This window comes from Luteibacter sp. P1_D3, from assembly GCF_056406135.1.
This window is the reverse complement of record NZ_JBFUAT010000010.1, coordinates 46,487-63,289: the sequence shown is the minus strand read 5'-3', so window position 1 is coordinate 63,289 and position 16,803 is coordinate 46,487. Positions and strand designations below refer to the sequence as shown.

The 16,803-nt window shown below is 62.0% G+C and carries 17 protein-coding genes; 6 read left to right on the top strand and 11 right to left on the bottom strand.

Annotated features, from left to right (window positions below; translation table 11 throughout):
- The first annotated feature begins 37 nt into the window (after positions 1–37).
- Together AC1DYM_RS09010 and AC1DYM_RS09005 are read left to right on the top strand one after the other, a co-directional pair.
- Positions 38–667 carry a 4'-phosphopantetheinyl transferase family protein gene (locus AC1DYM_RS09010; protein WP_477337632.1) on the top strand — a complete coding sequence of 210 codons (630 nt, stop codon included), beginning with the start codon at positions 38–40 and terminating at the stop codon, positions 665–667.
- Between the two features lie 145 nt (positions 668–812).
- Positions 813–1,556, top strand: a complete 744-nt coding sequence (locus tag AC1DYM_RS09005) for a pyridoxine 5'-phosphate synthase (protein WP_477337631.1) — start codon at positions 813–815, stop codon at positions 1,554–1,556.
- Positions 1,557–1,721: 165 nt separating this feature from the next.
- Here the strand turns inward: AC1DYM_RS09005 and AC1DYM_RS09000 are convergent, their stop codons facing one another.
- The 9 genes from AC1DYM_RS09000 to dnaA all read right to left on the bottom strand — a co-directional run bounded on the left by AC1DYM_RS09000 (position 1,722) and on the right by dnaA (position 12,223).
- Positions 1,722–2,129 carry an ExbD/TolR family protein gene (locus tag AC1DYM_RS09000; RefSeq protein ID WP_046969084.1) on the bottom strand — a complete coding sequence of 136 codons (408 nt, stop codon included), beginning with the start codon at positions 2,127–2,129 and terminating at the stop codon, positions 1,722–1,724.
- A gap of 5 nt (positions 2,130–2,134) precedes the next feature.
- A complete protein-coding gene (locus tag AC1DYM_RS08995; protein ID WP_072323402.1) occupies positions 2,135–2,548 on the bottom strand; it encodes an ExbD/TolR family protein in 414 nt (137 codons plus the stop codon).
- A gap of 11 nt (positions 2,549–2,559) precedes the next feature.
- A complete protein-coding gene (locus AC1DYM_RS08990; protein WP_477337630.1) occupies positions 2,560–3,330 on the bottom strand; it encodes a MotA/TolQ/ExbB proton channel family protein in 771 nt (256 codons plus the stop codon).
- A gap of 54 nt (positions 3,331–3,384) precedes the next feature.
- Positions 3,385–4,047, bottom strand: coding sequence for an energy transducer TonB (locus AC1DYM_RS08985; protein WP_071924901.1), 663 nt, complete (start codon positions 4,045–4,047; stop codon positions 3,385–3,387).
- Positions 4,048–4,244: 197 nt separating this feature from the next.
- Positions 4,245–5,558 (bottom strand): tetratricopeptide repeat protein, encoded by a 1,314-nt coding sequence (locus AC1DYM_RS08980; protein ID WP_477337629.1) that lies wholly within the window; start codon positions 5,556–5,558, stop codon positions 4,245–4,247.
- A gap of 323 nt (positions 5,559–5,881) precedes the next feature.
- On the bottom strand, positions 5,882–8,323 hold the full coding sequence (gene gyrB, locus AC1DYM_RS08975) for a DNA topoisomerase (ATP-hydrolyzing) subunit B (RefSeq protein ID WP_477337628.1): 2,442 nt from the start codon (positions 8,321–8,323) through the stop codon (positions 5,882–5,884).
- A 67-nt stretch (positions 8,324–8,390) separates the two neighbouring features.
- A complete protein-coding gene (gene recF / locus AC1DYM_RS08970; protein WP_477337627.1) occupies positions 8,391–9,473 on the bottom strand; it encodes a DNA replication/repair protein RecF in 1,083 nt (360 codons plus the stop codon).
- Positions 9,474–9,561: 88 nt separating this feature from the next.
- On the bottom strand, positions 9,562–10,662 hold the full coding sequence (gene dnaN / locus AC1DYM_RS08965; RefSeq protein ID WP_477337626.1) for a DNA polymerase III subunit beta: 1,101 nt from the start codon (positions 10,660–10,662) through the stop codon (positions 9,562–9,564).
- Positions 10,663–10,873: 211 nt separating this feature from the next.
- Positions 10,874–12,223: a chromosomal replication initiator protein DnaA gene (gene dnaA / locus AC1DYM_RS08960; protein ID WP_477337625.1), complete on the bottom strand. Its 1,350-nt coding sequence runs from the start codon at positions 12,221–12,223 to the stop codon at positions 10,874–10,876.
- 189 nt (positions 12,224–12,412) lie between these two features.
- On the opposite strand from dnaA, the gene rpmH reads away from it, so the two are divergent.
- From rpmH to mnmE, 4 genes are all read left to right on the top strand, one after another.
- A complete protein-coding gene (gene rpmH, locus AC1DYM_RS08955; protein ID WP_008211413.1) occupies positions 12,413–12,547 on the top strand; it encodes a 50S ribosomal protein L34 in 135 nt (44 codons plus the stop codon).
- Positions 12,548–12,561: 14 nt separating this feature from the next.
- Positions 12,562–12,942, top strand: a complete 381-nt coding sequence (rnpA, locus tag AC1DYM_RS08950; protein ID WP_052767231.1) for a ribonuclease P protein component — start codon at positions 12,562–12,564, stop codon at positions 12,940–12,942.
- 70 nt (positions 12,943–13,012) lie between these two features.
- A complete protein-coding gene (yidC, locus tag AC1DYM_RS08945) occupies positions 13,013–14,707 on the top strand; it encodes a membrane protein insertase YidC (protein ID WP_477337624.1) in 1,695 nt (564 codons plus the stop codon).
- A 50-nt stretch (positions 14,708–14,757) separates the two neighbouring features.
- Positions 14,758–16,101: a tRNA uridine-5-carboxymethylaminomethyl(34) synthesis GTPase MnmE gene (gene mnmE / locus AC1DYM_RS08940; RefSeq protein ID WP_477337623.1), complete on the top strand. Its 1,344-nt coding sequence runs from the start codon at positions 14,758–14,760 to the stop codon at positions 16,099–16,101.
- Positions 16,102–16,114: 13 nt separating this feature from the next.
- Here mnmE and AC1DYM_RS08935 read toward each other — a convergent pair whose 3' ends face one another.
- Both AC1DYM_RS08935 and AC1DYM_RS08930 read right to left on the bottom strand, forming a co-directional pair.
- Positions 16,115–16,534: a PIN domain-containing protein gene (locus AC1DYM_RS08935; RefSeq protein ID WP_477337622.1), complete on the bottom strand. Its 420-nt coding sequence runs from the start codon at positions 16,532–16,534 to the stop codon at positions 16,115–16,117.
- Positions 16,531–16,779 (bottom strand): FitA-like ribbon-helix-helix domain-containing protein, encoded by a 249-nt coding sequence (locus AC1DYM_RS08930; RefSeq protein ID WP_477337621.1) that lies wholly within the window; start codon positions 16,777–16,779, stop codon positions 16,531–16,533. The genes AC1DYM_RS08935 and AC1DYM_RS08930 overlap by 4 nt, the downstream gene beginning before the upstream one ends.
- Positions 16,780–16,803 lie beyond the last annotated feature (24 nt).

The following is a 16,803-nucleotide window of genomic DNA, read 5'->3' as shown; positions in this document are numbered from 1 at the left end:
CCCTGATTCTAGGGCCTGGCGCGAATAGAATGCGCAAATGACTTCGATCCTTGCCGATGTGCCACCGCTCGCCGACGACGAAATCCATGTCTGGCAAACCACGTGGAACGCCAACCGTGGCGAACTGCCCTTTACATCCCTGCTGGCGGCGTATGCCGGTCCCAACGCGCCCGCGGTGATGCGGGGCGAGCACGGGAAGCCGCACTTTGCAGGGGCCTTCGGCAGCCTCGGGTTCAATTGGTCACACAGCGGGGAGAGGGCGCTGTTCGCGGTGGGACGCGGTCGGGAAGGCTTCGAGATCGGTGTGGATATCGAGCGCGTACGGCCCAGGCCACGGGCGTTGGAGTTGGCCACGCGCTTCTTCGCACCCGACGAAACGGCCGTGCTGACATCGTTGCCGGAGGCGCTCCGTCTGCGCGCCTTTCTCCGTTTGTGGACCGCCAAGGAAGCCGTACTGAAGGCTAACGGCGGCGGCCTGTCATACGGGCTACATCGCGTGGCTTTTACGATGGACGACGCGGTCGTGGTGCCGGTCGCTTTCGATGGTGAGATCGGACCGGCATCCGCGTGGCAGATCGAAGCGCTCGACATGGGCGACGATTGCCTCGCCGCCGTGGCATGGCGCGGAAGTGAACGCAGGATCCGCGTCTTCACATATGCGCTTTGAACCTTTTCTCATCGAGGTGGGTCTGACGTTCTGTGAGTGCGCGTGTGTGTGTGAGCCGTGCGTCAGAGGGAGTGGGCGCGTTATGCTGGGACGACAGTCATTACGCACGTCGCGTTGGCGACGTGCGTTTTTTTATGGATAAACGATGACCCTACTCAGCGTAAACCTGAACAAGATAGCCGTCCTGCGCAACTCGCGCGGCGGCTACGAGCCGGACATCGCGACGGCTGCCAACACCTGTATCGACGCCGGTTGCGGTGGGCTCACCGTGCATCCGCGCCCCGACATGCGTCACGTGACGCCGGCCGACGTTCGTACTCTGGCAGGTTTGCTGCGCGGACGCGTCGAATACAACATCGAGGGCAATCCATTCGCCGGTCCGCGCGGCGCCTATCCCGGGCTGATCGAACTGGCGCGCGAAGTGCGACCGACGCAGGTCACGCTCGTCCCGGACGGCGACGGGCAGATCACCTCGGATCACGGTTTCGACCTGACCAGGGACATCGAGACCCTCAAGCCGGTGGTAGCGGCGTTTCGCGAGCTCGGCTGCCGTGTCAGCGTCTTCGTCGACGCCGACGGCGAGGGCTTTGCCGAGGCCGCCGCCATCGGTGTCCAGCGCATCGAGCTTTACACCGGCCCGTATGCCGAAGCCTTCGCCGCGGGCGATGCGCGCAAGGAGCTTGCGTCGTTCGCCGACACAGCGCAGCGCGCGCAGCGGGCGGGTCTGGCAGTCAATGCCGGTCATGACTTGAGCCAAGCCAACCTGGGCACCTTCAAGTCGGCGATTCCCGGCCTGGCCGAGGTGTCGATCGGGCATGCGCTGATTGGCGAAGCGCTGTACGAAGGCCTGTCGAAGACCGTGAAAAACTACCTCAGCATCTTGTCCTAGAGCGCGCTGTTGTAGGAGCCGATTCATCGGCGATTGGGTGCTTGCCTCACCCTGGCCCGCTGCCGCGGGATCGCCGATGAATCGGCTCCTGCAGAAACGGAAAGCAGACGCATAAAAAAAACCCCGCCGGAGCGGGGTTTTTCAGTTCTTACCGGACGACCGCGATCAGTTCGAGTTAACGAAGCCGATCTTGGTCAGGCCCTGGCCCTTGGCGTCGGAAAGCACGCGTGCCACGACCTCGTACTGAGCCGCGTCATCCGCGTCGATCTGCAGTTCCGGCTGGTTCGACTGCTGGGCGATCACCGCGATCTGAGCCTTGAGGCCCAGTTCGTCAACCGGCGTATCGTTCCAATAGAGCGAGCCATCCTGGCGAATCTGCAAACGGACGGGATCCGGCGGATTCTCTGGGTTGACGACGTTCGGATTCGGCTGCGGAAGATCGATCTTGATCTTATGCGACAGCATCGGAGCCGTAATCATGAAGATGATGAGGAGCACCAGCATGACGTCGACGAGCGGCGTCACGTTGATGTCGGCCATCGGGCCACCAGAGTTGCCTGAGGAGAATGCCATGTTCGTTACTCCTTGCCGGTCGACATAAAGCCGACGTGGACCATGCCGGCGTCTTTTGCATCGCCGAGGATCTTCTTGACCACTTTGTACTCAGTGGTGCGATCCGCACGGATCTGGAGCTCGGGCTGCGGCGACTTTGCCGCCGCAACCGCGAACTGGGCCTTCAACTCAGCCTCGCTGACTTCGCCGTCATTGAGGAAGTACGTACCGTCCGGCTTGACCGCGAGATCCATCGGCTCAACCGGGGTGTCATCCTTAACGTTCGGATTAGCCTTCGGCAGATCGATCTGGACCTTATGGGACATCAGGGGAGCCGTGATCATGAAGATGATCAGCAGAACCAGCATCACGTCGACGAGCGGCGTGACGTTGATTTCCGACATCGGGCCGCCGCTGTTGCCCCCGCTACTCATAGCCATGGGTCAATTCCTCACTTCTTGACGGAGACGACCGGACCCGTGCCTTCGACGCGGGCACCCGTGGCGAAGAAGTCGTGCAGGTCGTGCGCGAATTCGTCGAACTGGGCGTAGGTCAGGCGGTTCGAGCGCATGAAGAAGTTGTACGCAAGCACGGCCGGGATAGCGGTGAACAGACCGAACGCGGTCATGATCAGAGCTTCACCGACGGGACCAGCGACCTTATCCATCGACGCGGAGCCGGAAGCGGCGATACCGATAAGTGCGTGGTAGATACCCCACACCGTACCGAGAAGACCGATGAACGGTGCCGACGAACCGACCGTCGCGAGCAGGGTCAGTCCGCCTTCCAGACGCAGGCTCTCACGAGCAACGGCCTGGCGAAGGGCGCGATCGATGAATTCCGAACGCGACAGGGTCTCGGCGAGGCGACCACCGGCAGCTGCCTGGTGATGCGCGACGGCCGAAGCGGCGTCGAGTGCGATCTTCGAGAACGGTTCGCCCTTCGGCTGTTCTTCGAGCACGCGGATGGCTTCCTGCGTCGACGCCGTGTTCCAGAAACCCTGGATCACCTTGTCGGCGCGCGAACGCACCATGCTGTTACGGATGAAGTTGGCGACGATGAAGTACCACGAGAGCACGGACATCGCGACCAGCACCACGAACACAATCCAACCGAGGAAGTCGAAGTTGTGGATCAGGTGGTCGAAGCCCATCTGCTTGAGGGCATCGGCGTTGGAGTTTTGACCTGGATTAGCAGGCTGAGCGGAGGTGTCTTGCAACATAACGCTACCCTTGGGAAGTCAAGCGTGAACTTAATAGATGTAAGCGGTGGGGGCTTACAGCTGGTTTAGGTTGAACGTAACGGGGACACGTGCATAGCCTTCGACGGCAGCACCGCCTCGCTTGCCCGGGTTGAATTTCCAATTCCTGGCGGCGTCTTCTGCTGCCTTGTCCAATTCGCGGAAACCGCTCGACTGGTCAACCTTGATGTCCTTCGGCGAACCGTCGACACCTACGAGGACCAGAAGTACCACAGTACCTTCATGCCGCTGACGAACCGCCTGCGGCGGATACTTCGGCGGGTTGCGCTGACGGTACGACAGATTTTCGCTCGGCGCGATATCCGCCGGCGGTGCTGGCGGCGCGGGAGGTGCCGGCGGCGGAGCCGGAACAGGGTTCGAACTCGCCTCGTCTACTGCCGGCGGCGGTGGAGCCGGCGGCGGTGGTGTCGGGGGCGGCTTCGAAATCTGAACGATTTTCGGCGGCGGCTGCTTGGGGGGCTCCGGCGGCGGCGGCGGGGGGGGCGGGGGCGGCGGCGGCGGTTCAATAAAGTCGACCTGAACTACCTTCTCTTTCTGCTTTTCCTGCGACTTAGGCGGCGCCATGGGCGCTACCAGCAGCAGGAAGGCGAACGAGTGCAGAGCGATGGCGACTGCCAACGCGCTGGTGCGCCCCCAACTAAACGGCGCTTGGCCGGTTGATTCGTTACTTGAGGCCATCAGTCACTATCAAGAGCTAATCAAGCGGAAGTGAACCCGCACTGCTCTTCCGGCGCTCGGCGATTGACATTGCCGAAAGCGCTGGTTTCTGCAAGCGGAAAGATAAGCAAATTACACCAGCATATGGCATTTGTATAGCACCTGAAGGGAAGAATCATGGCGGTGCCAAACCATCCCTTCCGGTACTTTACAAACGCTTACTTAGTGTTCTCTGCCTTGCTCAACCAGGCGTTGGCCTTGGCAGACGTTTCAGGATCCTGAGCCGCGAGCTTCATGTCCGCGATAGCACCCTGCTTGTTCTTCTGACCACGCTTGGCTTCCGCGCGCACCATATAGGCCTGGCCTTTATGCTGAACGCCCTTGCTGATGGCATCCGTCGCCGACTTTTCAGCGGCGCCGTATTGATTCTTCTGGAGCTGGAGGCGCGCCACGCTGAGCGAGACGTCACCGTTGGTGGCGAGGGGTGCAGCCTTCTGGTAAGCCGCGAGAGCGCCGCTCTCGTCGCCACCGGTGATGGCGGCATCACCCTGGAGCTTGTAGACCTCGGCGGAGGGCTTGACCACGCCCTTCGACAGACCGTCTTCGAGCACGGCGACTGCCTTCTTGGCGTTGCCTTCCTGACGCTCGTTGTGTTCCTGGCCGTCGATCAGGTAGACCTTGGCGAGGTTCACGTAGAGCTTGGCGCCGTTGTCGTCTGCGTGGAACGCGCCGGCGGCGCGACCCTTCTCGAGCAGGGCAATCGCCTCGGGGTACTTCTGCGCCTGGATCAGCGCCGAAGCAGCGTTCTGCATGGCGGTCGGATCGTTCGGGTTCTTCGCCAGCTCGGCCGAAGCAAGCTCGGCAGCCTTGTCACCCTGACCGGTTTCCGCGTAGCTGGAGGTGAGGATCTGGTCCCACGAACCCTGCGGCTTCGCGTCCGGCATCGACTTCGCCTTGGTGATGGCGGCGATGGCTTCCGGATACTTCTCGAGGCGGTAGTCGATGTTGCCCTCGAGGCCGTACGAATCGGCGGTTTCCTTCTTACCCTGGTCGCGCCACTCATGCAGCGACTGCAGGGCCGGAGCGTACTGCTCGTCGGCGACGAGGAACTGCGTGTACATGTACTTCAGCTGGAAGTAGGTGTCGTTCGGCATGACGCCGATATCGAGCGCCTGCTTGAGCGTGGTGATCGCGCCCTTAACGTCGCCGTCGTTGTACTTCATGTTGGCGATGCCCTGGAGGGCCAGCGCCTGGGCGTACTTGCTGCTGGTGCCCGACCCGTCGGCGAGCGGCTGCAGGATCTGCAGTGCCTTGTCCTTCTCACCGTTGTTCGCGGCGTCGAGGCCTTCGTTCAGCGCCTTCTGATCCTTGTCGCTCTTCAGATCGAGCTTGGGTTCCGTCCGGGTGGCGTTCGGATACAGCGCTTCTTTCTTATCCTTGGGTGCGGCGTCTTTCGCGACGACAGCGCCACTGGCAAGGGAAAGGGCGATCGCGGTAGCGAGCACCATCTTGATCAAGGAACCCTGTTTCATTGACTGACCTCGGCTGAAGGAGTCGTCGCACAGTGACGTGCTCCGGGGAACTACAGAGGTTAACCCGATTCTATTCCTAAGAACAAGTCGCAGTGCCGCAAAAATGGTGAGTCAAAACAATGACTTGTTATATGAACGTTGGCGCTGACGAAATTAGGCCAACTTTCGGCCCTTGAAAACGCCGTTTTCATCCCACCTCATACGAGGTTGAGCGTCGGAGATCGGACGTACAATTCGCGGGCGTATGGAACAAAAAAACGCCCGGGCATTACTGCGATCGGGCGTTTTTTCTTACGCGGCCAACGGCCGCTGGCATCGTCGTGTCACACGTCGAGGTTGGACGCCTTCAGTGCGTTCGCTTCGATGAAGTCGCGACGCGGTTCCACTGCCTCGCCCATGAGCATAGAGAACATCTGGTCCGCGGCCACAGCGTCTTCGACACCGACCTGAAGCATGCGACGGGTTTCCGGATTCACCGTGGTTTCCCACAGCTGCTCCGGATTCATTTCGCCCAGGCCCTTGAAGCGCTGGATGGTACGACCCTTCTTCGCTTCGTCGAGCAGCCAGGTGCGGATGTCGGCGAAGCTGAGGACGCCGCGCGACCCGTTGCCGCGCCGAACCACGGCGCCCGGCTGCAGCTTGAGTTCCGACAGCTGCTGCGCGATGGACAGGATGGACCGGAACTCGACGCCGCCAAAGAACGACTGCGGCATGATCCAGATGTGACTGAGGCCGTGCTGCATGCGCTCGACTTCGATCGCCGCACCCTGCTCGTTCAGGGCCGGGCGGAAACGCAGCGTGTACGTCGGCTTGCCGAGGCCACTCGCGCTGAGGCGCTGGGCGAGGCCGTCCAGCCAACCCTGCATCAGGGCGGCATCGGTCCAGACAGCCTCCGCCATAGGCGCGTGCTCGAGCATCGCGGTGAGCGAGGCTACGTCGAAGCGGTGGCTCAGGCGCGCGATCTGGTCGAGCGCGGTCTGGTAGTCGTGCAGCAGCTTCTCGAGGGCTTCGCCACCGATGGCAGGTGCGCCCTCTTCCGGGAACAGCGACGCATTGTCGACGGCACTGGAGATCAGGTAGTCGTTCAGGACAGCGTCGTCCTTGATGTACATCTCCTGCTTGCCCTGCTTCACCTTGTACAGCGGCGGCAGGCCGATGTAGACGTGACCGCGCTGAATCAGCTCGGGCATCTGGCGGTAGAAGAAGGTGAGCAGCAGCGTGCGAATGTGGGATCCGTCCACGTCCGCATCGGTCATGATGATGATGCGGTGGTAGCGCAGCTTGTCCGGGTTGTATTCGTCTTTGCCGATGCCCGTACCGAGCGCGGTGATCAGCGTGCCGACTTCGGCAGACGAAATCATCTTGTCGAAGCGTGCCTTCTCCACGTTGAGGATCTTGCCCTTCAACGGCAGAACAGCCTGCGTGCGGCGGTTGCGGCCYTGCTTGGCMGAGCCACCKGCGGAGTCACCCTCGACCAGGAACAGCTCGGACAGCGCCGGATCCTTCTCCTGGCAGTCCGCGAGCTTGCCCGGCAGGCCGGCAATATCGAGCGCGCCCTTGCGGCGAGTCATTTCGCGTGCCTTGCGGGCGGCGTCGCGGGCGCGGGCCGCGTCGACGGCCTTGCCAGCGATGGCCTTGCTCTCGCCCGGATGCTCCAGCAGGAAGGTGGCCAGCTTGTCGTTGATGACCTGCTCGACCGCGGTCTTCACTTCGCTGGAGACCAGCTTGTCCTTGGTCTGCGACGAGAACTTCGGATCGGGCACCTTCACCGATAGAACGGCAATCATGCCTTCGCGCATGTCATCGCCGGACAGGGCGACCTTGGCGTTCTTGGCCAGGCCTTCTTTCTCGATGTAGTTCTGCAGCGTACGCGTCAGGGCTGCACGGAAGCCGGTGAGATGGGTGCCACCGTCGCGCTGCGGGATGTTGTTGGTGAAGCAGAACATCGTTTCCTGGTACGCGTCCGTCCACTGCATGGCCACTTCGACCACGATCCCTTCGCTCTCGGAGCTGAAGCTGATCACGTTCGGGTGCAGCGGATTCTTCAACTGGGACAGGTGCTGCACGAAGGACTTGATGCCACCTTCGTAGGCGAAGATGTCCTTGCGCTCGTTGCGCTCGTCCACCAGCTCGATCGTGACGCCCGAGTTGAGGAAGGCCAGCTCGCGCAGACGCTTCGCCAGGATGTCGTAGTGGAACTCGATGTTGTTGGTGAACGTCTGCGGGCTGGGCAGGAACCGGACCATCGTGCCGCGACGGTTAGTGTCGCCAAACACCGCGATCGGGGCGATCGGGTCACCATGGGCATATTCCTGGCGATTTTCCTTGCCGTCGCGCCAGATGGTCAGCCACAGCTTCTCGCTGAGCGCGTTGACCACGGAGACGCCCACGCCATGGAGGCCGCCAGACACCTTGTACGAGTTCGCATCGAACTTGCCGCCGGCGTGGAGCACGGTCATGACGACTTCCGCCGTCGACCTGCCCTCTTCCGGGTGCGTTTCCACCGGAATGCCGCGGCCGTTGTCGGCCACGCTGACCGAACCGTCCTGGTGAATGATGACCGTGACGTAGTCGCAGTAACCGGCCAGGGCTTCGTCGATGGCGTTATCGACGACTTCGAAGACCATGTGGTGCAGACCGGTGCCATCGTCGGTGTCGCCGATGTACATGCCTGGGCGCTTACGAACGGCGTCCAGGCCCTTGAGGACCTTGATACTGCCGGAATCGTAGGCGTTCGAGTTGGTCGGATCGAGAGGTTCGTTCATGCGATGCCTGGTGGTGGCGCAGGTTTCGGTCCCGGGCGATGCGCAAGGGCTCGGGACAGTCGATCGATTATAGCAAAGCCGAGACGACACCCTGTTCCACGTGGAACACAGTGACCGGCTGCTCGATGAGGGCGGACGGGATCTCGGTTCCCGTCACAAAGACCTGGACGTCACGGCCGAGAAGCTGCGCGACGACCCACTCTTGATGGGTGCGATCGAGCTCGGATGCAAGGTCGTCGAGGCAGACGACAGGCCATTCTCCGCGGATTTGCGCATGGAGCGAGGCCTGGCCAAGGAGGCATGCCAGGGCGCAGAGCTTTTCCTGTCCGCGGGACAGGTGCTCCCGAAGGGGGGCATGCTCGAAGCTCACGGTGAAGTCGGCCCGGTGGGGCCCGACCGTGGTGTGACCCCGTCCCAGATCGCGCTGTCGTCGTTCGGCCAGGGTCGTCAGGAGATCGGCGGCCTCGTCCCAGCCCGGCTTGTAGCGGAGCGTGAACTCGCCAAGCTCAGGCAGGACGTTCCCCATGAATCCCTGGATGTGCGGGAGGAGCCGTACGATGTAGTCGCGGCGCATCGTGGTGATGGCCTCCCCCGCACCTGCCAACTCAGATTCCCAGGGCTCGATGAGACTGGCTTCTACCGGCGCGCCGTTTCGAAGGAGTACGTTCCGTTGCTTCAGCGCCCGTTGGTAACGCCGCCACTGCCCGACGAAGGAATGTTCCACGTGGAACAGACCCCAATCGAGGAAACGACGCCTCTCATCCGACGCCCCGGCGATCAGGTCGTGCGAGCCCGGTTCGAAACACACCACGGCGCATTCCTGGACTAGCGCACCCAACGAGGCAGCGGCATCGCCGTCAACCCGGGCGATCCAACGGCCGCTCTCACGGCCAAGGCCGAGCCGCCGGATACGGCCATCGTCCGAATGGACCTCGGCAAATACCGAGAGCGTGGCAGCGCCGCGTTTGAGGAGCACATCCCGAGAACCCGCTCGAAACGAGCGGCCATGCGAAAGCAGGTAAGCCGCCTCCAGCACGCTGGTCTTCCCGGCACCGTTGGGACCGACGAAGACATTGATCCCAGCGGATGGCGACAGCGTCACTCCGTCGAGGCAACGCAAACCGGCGATTCTCAGCGAGTCGAACTTCATGCCAAACAGGTTCCCGTCCAAAACGAACGACGCCGGGGTGTCGAAGACATCCCCGGCGTCGTGGGCCGAACTCTAGCTTGCCTGACGGTCAGAGGCGAAGCGGCATCACCACGTGACGCGCCTCGTCATTGCCCTCTTCCTGGAGAAGGCAGCTGGACTGAGCATCGCGCAGGTTGATCCGCACCTTGTCGCCGCGAAGCGCGCTCAGCGCGTCGAGCAGGTAACCGACGTTGAAGCCCACAGCCAGATCGTCGACGACGGTCTCGGCTTCGACTTCTTCCTGGGCTTCTTCCTGCTCGGGGTTGTGCGCGACGATCTTGATGCGGCCCGGCGTCAGTTCGAGCTTCACACCGCGGTACTTCTCGTTCGACAGGATGGCTGCGCGCTGCAGGGCGCTCTTCAGCACATCGCGCTCGATCGTTGCCGACTTATCCGCACCGAGCGGAATGACAGCTTCGTAGTCGGGAAAACGACCATCGATGAGCTTGGAGGTGAACATGACTCCACCGCGGCGAACGCGCAGATGGTTACGACCGAACTCCAGCTCGACCGTGCCCTCCCCCGACTCGAGCAGGCCARTCAGCTCATTCACACCCTTGCGGGGAATGATGATCTGGCGACGTGCGGAAACGGAGCTCTCGAGCTTGGTTTCCTTGAGTGCCAGGCGATGGCCATCGGTAGCCACGCAACGCAGCGTGTGCTCCTGGAGATCCAGCAGCATGCCGTTGAGGTAATAGCGGACGTCCTGGTTGGCCATGGCGAAGGCCGTGCGGTCCATCAGATCGCGAAGGACTTCTTCCGGCAGCGAGACACGCTCGACCAGTTCGATTTGATCGACGACCGGGAATTCCGTAGCGGGCAGCGTGGCCAGGGTGAACCGGCTACGGCCTGCGTTGAGCGCGATACGTTCGCCGTTGAGCTTGATATCGATCTTGGCGCCATCGGGTAGCGCACGAACGATGTCGAACAGCTTGCGAGCCGGAATCGTGATTTCGCCTTCCTGGACCGCGTCAGCGGCCGTGGTGGCGACCATCTCGACTTCGAGGTCGGTACCGGTGAACGAGACCTCGCTACCGGAGGCACGAACCAGAAGGTTGGCCAGTACGGGCAGGGTCTGACGACGTTCTACGACGCCTACCACTTGCTGCAGAGGTTTGAGCAGAACTTCCCTCTGGATGCTGAATTGCATGCGCCCCTTCTCCTGCTTTTAAGTTTTTAAGATTTTATAGTGGTTGTAGTAGGGCCGGTGGATATCTGGAGAAGACTGAATTTTTAATCTATTTCAGTTACTTACCGTTTGATATCGACTGAACCTATTGGGCGCTTTCATGTGGGTGGCTTGTGGATAACTTCAGGGGTCAAAACCATCCTCCGTCCATCCACCTATTATCCACAGGTTCTCAGCCCGTCAATATACGGATGAGCTGTTCCCAGTCCTGACGCATACGCACATCTTTCTCACAGAAACCGCGGATCGTCCGGCAAGCGTGGAGCACGGTCGTATGGTCACGGCCACCAAAGGCTTCCCCGATCTCCGGGAGGCTGTGGTCGGTCAGTTCCTTGGACAGGGCCATGGCTATCTGGCGGGGACGCGCCAGGGAGCGCACACGGCGTTTGGAGAGCAGGTCAGACAGACGCACTTGGTAGTAATCGGCCACCATCTTCTGGATGTTGGGTACGGTCACGGCCTGCGCGTGGGTATTGAGAAGGTCGCGTAGGGTCTCCTCCGCGAAGTCCGTGGTGATCGGCTTACGGTAGAAGTTGGCGCGAGCCGCCAGCGTGTTGAGCGCGCCCTCGAGGTCACGCACGTTGGAACGGATGCGCTTGGCCAGCAGCATCGCCACGTCCTCCGACACTTCCATGCCCTTGTCGGCTGCCTTGGAAAGAAGGATCGCCGCGCGCGTCTCGAAGTCCGGCGGTTCGATCGCTACCGAGAGACCCCAGCCCAGCCGGGACTTCAGCCGCGGCTCGAGCTTGTCGAGCTCTTTCGGATAGCGGTCGCAGGTGAGGATGATCTGCTGCTTCGCTTCGAACAACGCATTGAACGTGTGGAAGAACTCTTCCTGCGTCGTGTCCTTGCCGGCGAAGAACTGGATATCGTCGATCAGCAGCGCGTCCACCGTGCGGAAGCGGCGCTTGAACTCGTCCATGCTCTTCTGCTGCAGGGCCTTGACCATGCCGCTGACGAACTGCTCGGAGCGCAGGTAAAGCACCTTCGCATCCGGGTTGTTCTGCATGAGCAGGTTGCCAGCCGCATGCATGAGATGGGTCTTACCCAAGCCCGTGCCGCCATAAAGAAGCAAAGGGTTGTAAGCACGGCCAGGATTCATCGCCACCTGCATCGCCGCGGCCTTGCCCAACTGGTTCGACTTACCCTCGACGAAGGTATCGAACGTGTAGTGCGGATCGAGGTTATGCACGTGGGGCGCTTCGGGCGCGGCCTCGCGGGCAGGGCGCGCAGGTGCCGCCGCCGGAGACGACGCCACCGGACGCTGGGGTACAACCCGTGCGGCGGACGAGCCCACCTCCAGTCGCACGGGCACCGGGTGCCCCAGGAGGTGTTCGGCGATCGTCTGGATCTGTTTCAGGTACTCATCGCGGACGGTGTCCAGCGAGTACGGATTCGGGGCGTAAAGATGCAGCCCGCTGGCGTCTTCCCTGGCCTGCAAAGGCATCAACCAGGTCTGGACGTCCTCGGCGCTCAATTCGCCTTCAAGACGCTCGAGACAGCGCCTCCAAAGATCACTCATCGGGTATTCTTGCCACAGAAAGGGCGCTTGCGCGCGGGGTGGACGGCGAAGTCTACCAGCGATCCGCCCCTCCCTCGGGGTTCGCCTTGCCGCGCCCCCGCCGCTGTCCCGCGGCCAAGCGGTTGACACCCCAGCGGAATGTCGGCCATACTTTCCGGCCATATTCATTCTTCACCCGGATTAAGAGTCATGAAGCGGACTTTCCAGCCCAGCAAGCTCAAGCGCGCCCGCACCCACGGTTTCCGCGCCCGCATGGCGACGGCCGATGGTCGCAAGATCCTGAACGCGCGCCGCGCGAAGGGTCGTAAGCGCCTGATCCCGTAATAGGTTCGCCTGTCGTGCGAGCCGCAGCCCTGCCGCGTGATGCGCGGCTCCGCCGCGCCGCCGACTTCGCAGCATTGCGAACTGTCAGCGGTCGCCTCGGCGGCCGCTGTTTTCTTTTGCGCTTCGGAAATAACGACGTCGACACGGCAAGGCTTGGCCTGGCCATCTCCAAGCGCTGTTCCAAGCGCGCGGTCGACCGTAACCGGATCAAGCGCCTGGCACGTGAGGCGTTTCGCCGCGCGCGCATTGCCCTACCCCACGTCGACATCCTGGTCATGGCGCGCGACAGCGCGGTCAAAGAGACCGGCGAAGCCTTGCTGGCCGAGCTCGACATGCTCCTGCGCAAGGTCCGGCCGTTGAAGCGCGAAGGCGCCGACGGCACAATCGCGCGTTGACCTTCTTCTCACCGTCGTCCCCGCCTTTCCCCGTCAAGGGTCCAAGGCGTCATCCGGATCTGGCCCTGCAATGAATCAAACGCGCACGCTCCTCTTCTTCGCGCTCATTTTCGTGGCGTATCTCTTGTGGACCGAATGGGAGAAGGACTACGTCCATCCGCCAGCTCCCCCTGCGCCCACGGGCCAGACCACGGCTGGACAAGCCGGCGCGGACGCTGCCGTGCCTGGCGCGACGAGCCCGGCTGGCGTCCCGAACGACTCCGGTGCCCCGGCAGATGGCAAGTCTGAACTGGTCACGCTGTCCAATGACCTGCTCCGCCTCACGATCGATACCCGTGGTGGCAGCATCGTCCGCTCGGAACTGCTGGCTTACCCCAGCGAGCCGGAAACCAAGAAGAACCCGACGTCGCCGCCGGTTCGCTTGCTCGATGACGAAGGCGCGCATTTCTTCGCCGCCCAGGACGGCCTGGTCAGCAGCACCGGCGCAGCCCCGGATCACCGTGCGCTGTTCCACGCCGAGAAGACCGAGAACATTCTCGCCGATGGTCAGAAGACGGTCAGCGTCGACCTCACCTGGACCGATCCGTCGGGCGTGAAGGTCGTCAAGCGCTATACGCTGAAGCGCACCGACTACGTGGTCGACCTCGACCAGCACATCGAGAACGGTTCAACGGCCGTCTGGAACGGCAACGCCTACCACCAGCTGCAGCGCGTACCCGCCGAGAAGGTCAACTGGTTCAAGGCCTATACCGATCCGGCGCAGCACAGCTTCTTCGGCGCCGCCTGGTATAGCCCGGAGAGCAAGTTCGAGTCGCTGCCCTTCGTCGACTTCACCAAGAAGCCGCTCAATCACCAGATCACCGGTGGCTGGGTAAGCATGCTGCAGCATTACTTCTTCGTCGCCTGGATTCCGCCGGCCAACGAAGCGGTGACCTACACCAGCAACATCGTCGATCCGAACTCGGCGACGCCGCGTTACCTCGTCCGCGCCTTCGGCCCCGCGATTCAGGTCGCTCCGGGTCAGGCCGCCGACAGCGTCGCTCGCCTCTATATCGGTCCGAAGCTGCAGGGCACGCTCGATGTCATCGCGCCGGGTCTGGAACTGACCAGCAACTACGGCTGGTTCACCATCATCGCCCAGCCCCTGCACTGGTTGCTGTCGCAGCTGCATGCGATCAGCGGTAACTGGGGTGTCGCGATCATCCTGCTCGTGTTGCTGATCAAGGCTGCGCTGTACAAGCTCACCGATGCGCAGTTCCGCTCGGGTGCGCGCATGCGCAAGCTGCAGCCGCGAGTCGCCGCGCTCAAGGAGCGTTACGGCGACGATCGCGTGAAGATGCAGCAGGCGATGATGGAGCTGTACAAGAAGGAGAAGGTGAATCCGATGGCAGGCTGCCTGCCCATCCTGATCACCTTCCCGATCTTCATCGGCCTGCTCCGCGTGCTGTCCGAATCTATCGAACTGCGCCACGCGCCGTTCTTTGGCTGGATCCACGATCTGTCCGCGCCAGATCCTTTCTACGTGCTGCCGGTGCTGTACTTCATCGTCACCCTGCTCACCCAGCGCATGATGCCGACGGCGGGTATGGACCCGACCCAGGCCAAGATGATGAAGGTGATGCCACTCATCTTCGGCGTCTTCTTCGCCTTCTTCCCCTCGGGCCTCGTGCTCTACTGGACGATCAACGGTGCGACCAGCCTGCTCCAGCAGTGGTACATCAATCGCAGCGTCGACCGGGCCGAGATCAAGGCCAAGACCGCATAACCCCGAGCGGCGCGTCGAAAGACGCGCCGCTTCGCTATCGAAGGCAGGCCATGAACCACGGCGACGACACCATCGCGGCCATCGCTACCGGCGCCGGCGCGGCCGGGGTCGGCGCCGTTCGCGTTTCGGGGCCTATGGTTCCCGCGATTGCGAAAGCCTTCCTCGGTCGCGAACCGTCGCCACGTCACGCCCACTTCGCCGCTTTTCGCGATGGCGACCGTGAGCTCATCGATCGCGGGATCCTGATTCACTTCCCTGGCCCCGCTTCCTACACCGGCGAGCATGTGCTCGAGTTGCAGGGGCATGGCAGCGCCGTGCTTCTCGATGCGCTGCTTCGCCGTTGCATTCAGCTCGGTGCGCGTCTCGCGCGCCCCGGCGAATTCACCGAACGTGCGTTCCTCAATGGGAAGCTCGATCTGGCACAAGCAGAAGCGGTGGCCGACGTCGTTGCCGCCACGTCGGAAGCGAGCGCACGTGCAGCGCTTCGATCGATGGAAGGCGTGTTCTCCGCGCGTGTCGATGACCTGCTTGCGCAGATGATTGCGCTACGCGTCCACATTGAAGCGGCGATCGATTTCCCGGAAGAAGAAATCGACTTCCTTGCCGATCCCGCGATTGGTGAACAACTCGCGTCATTGCGCACGAACCTGGATGCGCTGCTCGTGGAAACGCGTCGTGGCGTTCGCCTCAACGATGGCATCACGGTGGCGATCGTCGGTCGGCCGAATGCCGGCAAGTCCAGCTTGATGAACGCGCTTGCGGGGCAGGAGCGCGCCATCGTGACGAACATCGCGGGGACGACGCGCGATGTTCTTCGCGAATCGATCAGTATCGATGGCGTGACGCTCGAGCTGGCGGATACGGCGGGGCTTCGTGATTCGGTCGACGTGGTCGAACGCGAGGGCATCCGGCGGGCACGTGCGCAACTCGAGCGTTGCGATGTCGCCATCCTCGTCACCGAAGCAGAACATGCGTCATCGGATCTCGCCTTCTTCGAAGGTACACCGGCACAATCCGCGCGCATTGTCGTCATCAACAAGATCGATATCGCGCATGTGCCGGCACATCGTAACGCGCACGATGGGCACGACACGCTCTGGTTATCGGCGCTGACAGGCGACGGCCTGGACGCGCTTCGCGCGATGTTGAAGGATCTCGCAACCGCGGGTGCCAGCGATGGTGCATTCAGTGCACGGCGCAGGCATGTCGTTGCGCTCGAGTCGGTTGGTGAACACCTTTCACGAACGGCCGACGCGTTGCACGGTTCGCACGCCGGCGAATTAGCCGCGGAAGAGTTACGTCACGCGCAGCAGGCCTTGGGCGAGATCACCGGCACGTATTCATCGGACGACCTTCTCGGGGCGATTTTCAGTTCGTTCTGTATCGGCAAGTGAATAGCGCCGCCCGTCAGTATCCCCAGGGGTTAACAACAGGCACGCCGGAACCGACGAAGTCACGCACATTCCGTGTCGCCAGCACTGCTCCACGAGAATGCACAATGGCGGCGATCATGGCATCTGCCTGGCCGACGGGTCGGCCTCTTGAACGTTGAGCTGCTCCGATGACAGCGTAGGTGTCCGCCGCATCACCGTCGAAGACCAACAGCCTTCCCCGTAAATCGATATCGAAGACGTCGTGAGCCAGATATCGAAGAAGGTCGCGTCGTTTCCCGGAAGGCATTATTTCTATACCGTGCATGAGTTCCGCACGCGTTACGGATGTCGTAACGATCATCAAGTGGGCGATGCTCTCAAGCCAACTCATGACAATCGGATTGGGGCGCGGCCGAAGCATTTCGGACAAGACGTTGGTGTCCAGAACGATCACATATCGAAGTCCGGTGGGTCACGCATTGGCTCACGCGGCGGTAGCTCGATATCGATGCCGCCAAATGCCTCTACGCGCTGACGAATGGACCTTAGCATCGCCACCGAGTCGCCCACCTCGAGAGGTAGCGCAGCACGAAGAATCTCATGAGCCTCATCCTCGACGGAGCGGCCGTGGATGACAGCAAGTTTCTGGAGTTGGGCTTCAACCCAGGGATCAATATTTCGAATCATCATGTTCGGCATGGTATGTCCCTCTGTCGACGACTT